Origin of the sequence: Maccoyibacter intestinihominis (genome assembly GCF_040096355.1) — a bacterium.
GTDB classification, from domain to species: domain Bacteria; phylum Bacillota; class Clostridia; order Lachnospirales; family Lachnospiraceae; genus Maccoyibacter; species Maccoyibacter intestinihominis.
On record NZ_JBBMEX010000010.1, the window covers coordinates 96,185 to 104,918 of the forward strand.

Annotated in this window: 7 protein-coding genes and 1 pseudogene; all 8 read right to left on the reverse strand. The window is 42.6% G+C overall.

All coding sequences use genetic code 11. The features are described 5' to 3' along the window. Nucleotides 1-64: 64 nt before the first annotated feature. Nucleotides 65-1,798 (reverse strand): phospho-sugar mutase, encoded by a 1,734-nt coding sequence (locus tag WMO43_RS10595; RefSeq protein ID WP_353531138.1) that lies wholly within the window; start codon nt 1,796-1,798, stop codon nt 65-67. A gap of 27 nt (nt 1,799-1,825) precedes the next feature. Then, nucleotides 1,826-3,205: a peptidase associated/transthyretin-like domain-containing protein gene (locus WMO43_RS10600; protein WP_353531139.1), complete on the reverse strand. Its 1,380-nt coding sequence runs from the start codon at nt 3,203-3,205 to the stop codon at nt 1,826-1,828. A 74-nt stretch (nt 3,206-3,279) separates the two neighbouring features. After that, nucleotides 3,280-4,260: a CotS family spore coat protein gene (locus tag WMO43_RS10605; protein WP_353531140.1), complete on the reverse strand. Its 981-nt coding sequence runs from the start codon at nt 4,258-4,260 to the stop codon at nt 3,280-3,282. A gap of 62 nt (nt 4,261-4,322) precedes the next feature. Continuing rightward, nucleotides 4,323-5,654: a CCA tRNA nucleotidyltransferase gene (locus tag WMO43_RS10610; RefSeq protein ID WP_177962988.1), complete on the reverse strand. Its 1,332-nt coding sequence runs from the start codon at nt 5,652-5,654 to the stop codon at nt 4,323-4,325. A 46-nt stretch (nt 5,655-5,700) separates the two neighbouring features. Next, nucleotides 5,701-7,143, reverse strand: a complete 1,443-nt coding sequence (gene proS / locus WMO43_RS10615; RefSeq protein WP_177962987.1) for a proline--tRNA ligase — start codon at nt 7,141-7,143, stop codon at nt 5,701-5,703. Between the two features lie 307 nt (nt 7,144-7,450). Then, the gene (locus WMO43_RS10620) at nt 7,451-7,576 is read right to left on the reverse strand and encodes a GNAT family protein (RefSeq protein ID WP_353531141.1); all 126 of its coding nucleotides are present in this window, start codon (nt 7,574-7,576) and stop codon (nt 7,451-7,453) included. 32 nt (nt 7,577-7,608) lie between these two features. Further along, nucleotides 7,609-7,965, reverse strand: a complete 357-nt coding sequence (locus WMO43_RS10625) for a GNAT family N-acetyltransferase (RefSeq protein ID WP_353531142.1) — start codon at nt 7,963-7,965, stop codon at nt 7,609-7,611. A 518-nt stretch (nt 7,966-8,483) separates the two neighbouring features. Next, nucleotides 8,484-8,734: pseudogene (locus WMO43_RS10630) on the reverse strand (DUF6033 family protein); the annotation flags it as partial.

Genomic DNA, 8,734 nt, shown 5'->3' on the forward strand with positions numbered 1-8,734 from the left:
TACAAATATATTTATACTTGTTTTTGTGCAGGTTGTCAAGAAAATTTACCCATTTTATAGGGAATTAGAGCATTTTTTCTATCATTGCAAGGACTTCTTTTCCAAGACTTTCTGATTTCGCATCTGCCTCCTCTAAAGAGGTTCCTTTGATTCCGTAGTAGAACTTTACTTTTGGCTCTGTTCCGGAAGGACGAACGCATACCCATGCATCATCTTCTAACTCATAATAGAGTACATTGGATGCCGGCAGACCGGTCGGAGTCACCTTACCGTCTGCTAAATCCGTAATGGTATCTTTTTTATAATCTCTGACTTTTAATACCTTGTAACCACCGATTTCCTTTGGTGCATCTGCACGAAGTGTCTCTAAAATGGTCTGGATCTTTTCAAGTCCTTCGATACCTTTTAACGTAATGGCTTTTACATCGTCTTTGTAGTAGCCGTATTTCTCATACATATCGATCATGGCATCCCATAAGGTCTTACCCTGTGTCTTATAGTACGCTGCTGCCTCACACAGAGTCATGGAAGCTACTACTGCATCTTTATCTCTTGCATAAGTTCCGGTCAGGCAGCCGTAGCTTTCTTCCATACCGAATAAATAGGTTCCGGTGCCTTTTGTTTCAAATTCTAACATCTTCTGTCCGATGAATTTGAATCCTGTTAAAACTTCTACAAGCTGTATACCGTAATATTTTGCGATTGCATCTGCCATGTTAGTAGATACAATAGATTTGATAAATGCTCCGTCCTTTGGCAGTCCCTCTCTCTCTTTTCTCTGACCGATCACATAATCTCCGATCAGACATCCGGACATATTTCCTGTCAGTGAGTGGTATTCTCCGGTCTTAGAATCCTTTACATATACACCAAGACGGTCTGCATCCGGGTCTGTTGCAAGCACTAAGTCCGCATCTAACTTCTTTGCCATGGCAAGTCCTAATACAAACGCTTCTTCTGCCTCCGGATTCGGATAGCTTACGGTTGGGAATTCGCCATCCGGTTTTTCCTGCTCCGGTACTACATAGACATTCTGGAAGCCAAGCTCTTTTAAGACTCTTCTGACCGGGATATTACCGGTTCCGTGAAGCGGTGTGTATACAATCTTAAGTGTATCTTTTACCTGATCGATCGCATCCTGATGTACGACCAGTTTTTTCAGCTCTGCAATATACGCATCATCAATGGCTGCTCCGATCACTTCATAGAGTCCTGCTTTTTTTGCCTCCTCTTTTTCCATGGTCTTTACTGTTGCAAAATCGGTCACTGCCTTTACCTCATCCATGATCCCTTTATCATGTGGCGGGGTAATCTGTGCGCCATCTTCCCAATATACTTTATATCCGTTATACTCCGGCGGATTGTGGCTTGCCGTAATATTGATTCCTGCGGTACATCCGAGTTTTCTGACTGCATACGAAAGCTCCGGGGTCGGTCTTAAGGATTCAAATACATATGCCTTGATTCCATTTGCCGCAAGGCAAAGTGCTGCTTCGTCTGCAAACTCCGGTGACATTCTTCTTGAATCAAAAGCAATGGCAACGCCCTGTGCTTCTTTTCCGACTTTTTTAATGTAGTTTGCAAGTCCCTGCGTTGCTTTACGGACCGTATAAATGTTCATACGGTTCATTCCTGCTCCGATCACGCCTCTTAAACCTGCGGTACCAAACTCCAGCTCTGTATAGAACCGGTCTTCAATCTCTTTGTCATCTCCCGCAATACTCTTTAGTTCTGCTTTCGTATCCTCGTCAAAATAAGGATTGTCAAGCCAGCTTTGATACATTTCTTTATAACCCATGTTCATTCCTCCTGTGCATTTTTTATTTTAATCCAGTATTGTGGATATAAAATCGCTGATCTGTTTTAAACTGTTATTATCCGTAGATGTACTCGAAGTACCTGCTGTGCCTGTACTCTTTTTTGTCGTACTTCCGCTGTTTTCAGAAGTACTCTTCTTTGTCGAACTTCCGGTGTTTCCCGTACTGTTCTTCTTCGTGGAAGTCGTTCCTGTGGAACTGTTTGCAGAACTGCTCGACTTCTTATTATTCAATGAGTTCGTTGTGGAAGAATTCGTTCCTGTGGACGAGGAATTGGTTGTTGTCGATGATTTCTTCTCCTCTGCCTCTTTGTCCTTCTTCGCTTCCGTACCCATGTTAATGGTGATCTCAGATTCTGCGGAACCGACTACCAGCTTTCTGGTAAGTGTTCCATATTTCTCTGAAGTTACCGTCAGCTTGTGTGTTCCATACTTCAACTCTACCGGCTGTGAAACATCTGCTGCTTTTCCATCAATGGACAACTGCGTTCCCTCCGGCTGAAGAATGAATTTAACCTTACCCATCTTCGGTCCTTCACCCTTATATTCATCCAGATTCAGAACCGTTGTCTCATTCCTTTTGACAGTTACTTCTTTTGTATCTCCATATCCGTCATTTGCGGCGGTTACCTGATAGGTTCCCTCCGGGATCTCCACATTCATATCTTTTTCTATCTTATAGATGTGCTTCCCGCCAATGCTGATACTTCCGCCTTCAAATAGATCCGTATGTGTCAGCACAATGAAACCGTGACCACTGGTGACATTGACCGAGATGATCTTTTTATCCATTCCGGCAACCCGCAGCTTATCATTTCCGGTGATCGTGTCTAAAGATATCTGCTCACCATCTAAAAAAACCAACAGTGAATCATCATAATAATATTTGGTTTTTCCGATCACGATCATGTTCTTCTCTTCATCTATCGAGAATTTCCCGACGTTATCCTGCTCCCACACCTGATCTGACTGCTGTATATAGGAAAGTTTGCCTTCCTGATTGGCTGTTCCGATCTGGACCGGACTGCCTTCTGTAATATTTCCTTCACTGGTAAACTCTCCGTATTTGTCTCTGTATGCAGTCGCATCCGAAATCCCATACTCGGAAAATTTTCCGTTTTTTACTTTCTGAAGGCGTATGGTCTGTGTCTCATCATCTATCCGATAGACGATATAGACGTCTTTCTTTTCTTCTGTTTTTTCTTCTGATTCTTGTTTTTTATCCGATCCTTTTGTTTTTTTCTTGGATGTTTCTGTCGATGTATCCAGTTGCGGAACTTTATTTCCAACTGTGACATTGCTCTCTTTTGCCTTGCCGCAGCCTGCCGTCAGAAGCATTCCGATAAGAATCGTCACGAAAATGATTCCGTGTTTTCTCCTGTATTTCATAGGTCACCTCATCTAAATTTTATTATACATGATTCCCTAGGAAATGCCAATATTGTTTGTTACGGAATACACTTTTAGGAATAGGCAAAATGCTTCATATACGCCAAAAACTGTTCCCTGTTTTCTTCTTCCGCTTTGATCTTTTCTAACTTCTCTAAATAACGCCCAAATCCCCACGCTTTATTTGCATTATAGTAATGATTCGCGATCTTCCAGAACTTTTCCGGATAGGCAAGCCGCAAATAAAGCTGTTTTGTCTCATATGGAGACATTGCTTTTTTGTCGCTGTATGCCCGTATCATTTCCATACCCAGTCCCATATTCCAGTTGTTTTTTTCTAAAATCTTACGCATAAATCTTGCAAGATCCCCAATCTGCACATCATAGCAGATATTGTCAAAACTGATCACGGCTGCATATTCTGACCGGAACACGATATTGTGCTGGTTAAAGTCCCCATGGCAGATTCCCATGCCCTCTTTTTTCCCTTCCTGTTCTCTCAGACTTTCTAATATTTCAGATGCCTGCTCCTCAAATTTCGGGTAAAGTCCTAAGAACTCTTTTTCAAATTCGCTCTTGTTTTTCCGCCCTCTGGTATAATTTCTGACCGTCCGAAGCTCTCTGGTATGTTTCTCATAGGTACGCAACAGCCGTCCGGCATCCGTATCCAGCACCTCTGTTAACGGATGTTCCATCTGGTTCATCGCTTCATGAAGGGAGGCTAAAATATCTGCCGAACGCAGGATTTCATCCCAGCTTGCCGTATTACATTCCCTTCCTTCACACCATTTTCGCAACAGGTAGGACACTCCGTCCGGGTCTTTTGCAAGATATTCCCCCTCCGTGGTCTGTATGACTGTTTCCGTATGGATTCCCTGTTCATTCACGCACTCTAATAACTTTGCTAAAAACTCCGCTTTTACTGCGGAACCGGAATACTCTTTGAGATAAACTCTCCCGATATCTGTCATTGCAAAAACAGCTCCACGCCCTTTATATGTATCTGTCAGTTCCAGCGGGTACTGTTCAAACAATGTTTCTTCTTTATAATACACAAAAACCCCTCCACATGACAATTCACAGCAATTCTGTGTCTCTCTATCATATGAAAAAGGGGTTATTGATATGTCTGTTTTACCCGTTCGAGTAAATATTCTTTTTTGTTTTTATCCGGTTCTTCTAAGACTTCTTCTAATAGTTTCTGTAAGATCTGACCGATTTTTTTTCCCGGTTTGATCCCTAACTCCATCAGATCCCTGCCGTTGACAGCAAGTTTCTTTAAACTCAGACAATCCTTTTGCTCTATGATCTCTTCATAGAGCTTCTGATAACTCTGAATATATGCTAACTTTTCTTCTCTGCGGTAGCCGCTCTGTGATAATACATCCGCACGTTTTAATGCGAACAGATCCGGATATCGTTCTTCACCTACACGGTATATAGCTTTTCGTATCCCTGCCGGTGTCAGGTTCGGATTGTCGTCATGCCATTCCACCAGTCCGCAGACTTTTTGCATCGTATCCACATCAAATTTTAACCTTCGGAAAATGCGATGTGCCATCTTTGCACCTTCTTTCGGATGTCCGTAAAAATGATCGACTCCTGTCTCATCCGTTGTCTTGCATACCGGCTTTGCAATATCGTGAAACAGCGCCGCCAGACGCAGGACTTTTTGATTCTCTACCTGCTGTACCACATGGATCGTATGCTCTCCCACCGTATAACAGTGATGCGGATTGTTCTGCTCTGTCTGCATCAATACGGAAAACTCCGGCAGTATCACATCGGAGATCCCGCTTGTATAGACTTCCCGGATCAGTTCCGGATGATCTGAAGTCAGCAGTTTGACCAGTTCTGTCTGTATCCTCTCTGCACTGATCTTTTCAATCGTCTGTGCCAGTTCCCGGATCGCCGCAAAGGTCTGTTCTTCCACTTCAAAACCAAGCTGTGCCGCAAACCGCAATGCCCGAAGCATCCGCAATGCATCCTCCGTAAAACGCTCTTTTGGATTTCCCACGCAGCGGATCACTTTTTTTTGCAGATCACCCATTCCGTCAAAGGCATCCACCAGCCCACGGCTCTCATTGTACGCCATGGCATTAATCGTAAAATCCCGGCGTTTTAAATCCTCTAATAAATTCACCGTATAAGTAACTTCTTTCGGATGACGGGCATCTTCATATTCGCCGTCGATCCGATAAGTCGTTACTTCAAAGCCTTCATGCTCTAACATGACCGTTACGGTTCCATGTTGGATTCCGGTATCGATCGTATGTGAAAACAGCCGTTTTACATCCTGCGGCTTTGCCGAAGTGGTAATATCCCAGTCCTGCGGCGTTCTTCCAAGGACACTGTCCCGGATACAGCCGCCAACCGCAAATGCTTCATAGCCTGCCGCTTCAAGCGTCTTTATGATGTTGTCTACTTTAACGGGAAGCTGTATCCTCATACGATTCCTTTCTATTACATTGCGTCATTGCATAGCATTACAAATTTTAATATGCTTTTCCCCAGTATACCAGTTTGTGTGCCGGTTTTCCACAGCAGACACAGGTATCTGCGATATGCTCCTGATCTTCAAACGGCATACAACGGGAAGTTGCTGTTGTCTCTTCTTTGATCTTGTCCTCACATGCCTGATCGCCGCACCACATTCCGCGGATAAATCCCGGTTTATTTTCTACGGCTCTCTTAAATTCTGCATAGTCATGTGCATCGGAAATGTGGGAATCACGATGTGCTTTCGCACGTTCAAACATTTCTCTTTGGATCGTTTCTAATAATTCTTTTACAGTCTGTGCCACATCCTCAATCGCACACTCTGTCTTTTCTCTGGTGTCACGACGTACCAGTACACATTTTCCTGCCTCGATGTCTTTTGGTCCTAACTCTACACGAACCGGGATTCCACGCATTTCCTGTTCGGAGAATTTCCATCCCGGACTCTTGTCACTGTCATCTAATCCGGCTGCGATTCCTGCCTGCACTAAGCCTTCTTTTACTTCCTGTGCTTTTTCTAAAACACCCTCTTTGTGCTGCTGGATCGGAATTACCATGGTCTGTACCGGTGCAATTCTAGGTGGAAGCACCAGACCTGAGTCATCTCCATGTACCATGATGATCGCACCGATCAGACGGGTGGTCATTCCCCAGGATGTCTGATGTACATACTGTAATTTATTATTCTTATCGGTATACTGGATTCCAAATGCTTTTGCAAATCCATCGCCAAAGTTATGGCTGGTACCGGACTGCAGTGCTTTTCCGTCATGCATCAATGCTTCGATCGTATACGTTGCCTCTGCTCCTGCAAATTTTTCTTTTTCTGTCTTTCTACCACGGATGACCGGCATCGCTAAGACTTCCTCACAGAAATCCGCATAGACATTTAACATCTGAACGGTTCTCTCTTCTGCCTCTTCTGCTGTTGCATGTGCCGTATGGCCTTCCTGCCATAAAAATTCTCTGGAACGTAAAAACGGTCTTGTCTCTTTTTCCCATCTTACCACGGAACACCACTGGTTATACAGTTTTGGCAGGTCACGGTAGGACTGGATGTCGTCTTTATAGAAATCACAGAACAGGGTCTCGGAAGTCGGTCTGACACAGAGTCTTTCCTGTAACTCGCTCAATCCTCCATGTGTTACCCATGCAACTTCCGGTGCAAAGCCCTCTACATGGTCTTTTTCTTTCTGGAGCAGGCTCTCCGGTATGAACATTGGCATGTAGACATTTTCCACACCTGTTTCTTTGAATCTGCGGTCTAACTCTTTCTGGATATTTTCCCAGATCGCATAGCCTGCCGGTTTGATGATCATACATCCTTTTACGGATGAATAGGCGATCAGTTCTGCCTTTTTTACTACATCGGTATACCACTGTGCGAAGTCAGTGTCCATGGATGTGATCGCTTCTACTAATTTCTTATCCTTTGCCATTTTCTTTCTCCTTACATTTCTAACTTAAAACGCCGGGAGCTTTCCTCCCTGCCTACAGGGACCGAAAAGCTTCCGGCGGTACCACCCAGTTTAACGCATTGCGTTCACTCTTTCACCGTTAACGCCGGTTCTACGCCAGACTTTCATCTGAATGCTCCAAGGCAGGTTCCGGGGATAAAAAAGTGAGATCTCTCAGCGTTTGATCTCTTCTCTGTAACTTCGCACGTCCGTACTAGTCCTTTTCCACGCACATCCGTATTTTACAACTCCCTTTTGGACTTTGTCAAGGATTCGGTTGTGAAAACTATTATTTCACTAAATCATAATTACTATTCCAGTATTGGGCCGGAATAGAATCATGTGCTTTTAGATTGGTATCCAACCATATATCAGTGACGCTATCTATATCTGCTTTCTGTAATGCTCTGATCATAATAATTTTTTCTCCACAAATTGGAACTTGTATTATTCAATCCATTGAATAAACGCTGTTTTATCTGTACTGTTATATCTCGCATTCCCATAAAAGTTCAATATTTCTTTTTTCTTTGAACCTGTAAGCAGCATCATTTTATAACAATTTGTGTTCTCTGCTATTTGTTTTGCGTAATTTAAGCACTCCGTTGCATATCCTTTTCCACGATAATCTGAATGTGTGACAACATTTTCAATAAACGCATATGGTCTTATGTTTCTTGTCAAATTAGGAATAATCACACAAACACAAGAAGAAACTATTTTTCCATCTAGTTTTTTGACAATTATATGATGGTTTTTATCTTGCATAATTGCCCGCCAAGTCATTTTTAAATGTTCTGTCATCTCCATAAATTCCAATTTACCAGTTGCTTTTTATAATTTCAATGACTCTACGTTCAATAAAAAATCATATACATTCATGATTAAAATACCCTGATCATTATAAAAAGGTTTTGGTGTATTAGATGTAATTACAATCTTCTTAAATGAATCATTTATTTTCAAAAAAGGGCGGATTTCCTGTGCCATTTTTGCTTCCGTCTCCAGCATATATGCTGACTGGATATAATACTTTTTAGAACCCTTATTGCAAATAAAATCGACTTCCAGTTGCTTTTTTACCGGTTTTATAGTGGCTCAGTTGTCAAGACAAAAATCTGAGATTTTTATAATGAACTGATATGGTTGATAAGTTACAGAGAACATAGGGAAAGTAGTTGAACCTTCCCCAGTCCCATTTATGCTAAGCTACATATGGCAACAGCATTGCCGGATAGTAGCATTCAGCCGGTGTCTTATAATCAAGTGCAAACTCATCATTTCTTCCATGTCAATACATCCCGGCATACTCATATCAGTTTCTATGCCAGCACATCAAATGTCGAAACTCCGCTTTCCGTCACTCCTATAGGAATTGAAGTACCTACCAATTCCACCATTTTTCCTGTCAGGTCATCTACATCTTTTCCATCAATTTTCAGATCATATTGCCGTTCTTCCTGCTCCTGTTTTTCGGCACGCTGTTTTTCCAGTCTTTCCTCTGTCTCTTTCTTTTCTGCTTTCCTTTTCTCGAGTCTTTCTTCAAGTTCTTTCCTTGCTTTTTCTGTTCCCG

Excerpts from the sequence above, each read along its gene's own strand:
- WMO43_RS10625 (WP_353531142.1), bottom strand. The coding sequence starts at position 7,965 with ATGACAGAACATTTAAAAATGACTTGGCGGGCAATTATGCAAGATAAA.
- WMO43_RS10600 (WP_353531139.1), bottom strand. The coding sequence starts at position 3,205 with ATGAAATACAGGAGAAAACACGGAATCATTTTCGTGACGATTCTTATC.
- WMO43_RS10595 (WP_353531138.1), bottom strand. The coding sequence starts at position 1,798 with ATGGGTTATAAAGAAATGTATCAAAGCTGGCTTGACAATCCTTATTTT.
- WMO43_RS10610 (WP_177962988.1), bottom strand. The coding sequence starts at position 5,654 with ATGAGGATACAGCTTCCCGTTAAAGTAGACAACATCATAAAGACGCTT.
- WMO43_RS10620 (WP_353531141.1), bottom strand. The coding sequence starts at position 7,576 with ATGATCAGAGCATTACAGAAAGCAGATATAGATAGCGTCACTGATATA.
- proS (WP_177962987.1), bottom strand. The coding sequence starts at position 7,143 with ATGGCAAAGGATAAGAAATTAGTAGAAGCGATCACATCCATGGACACT.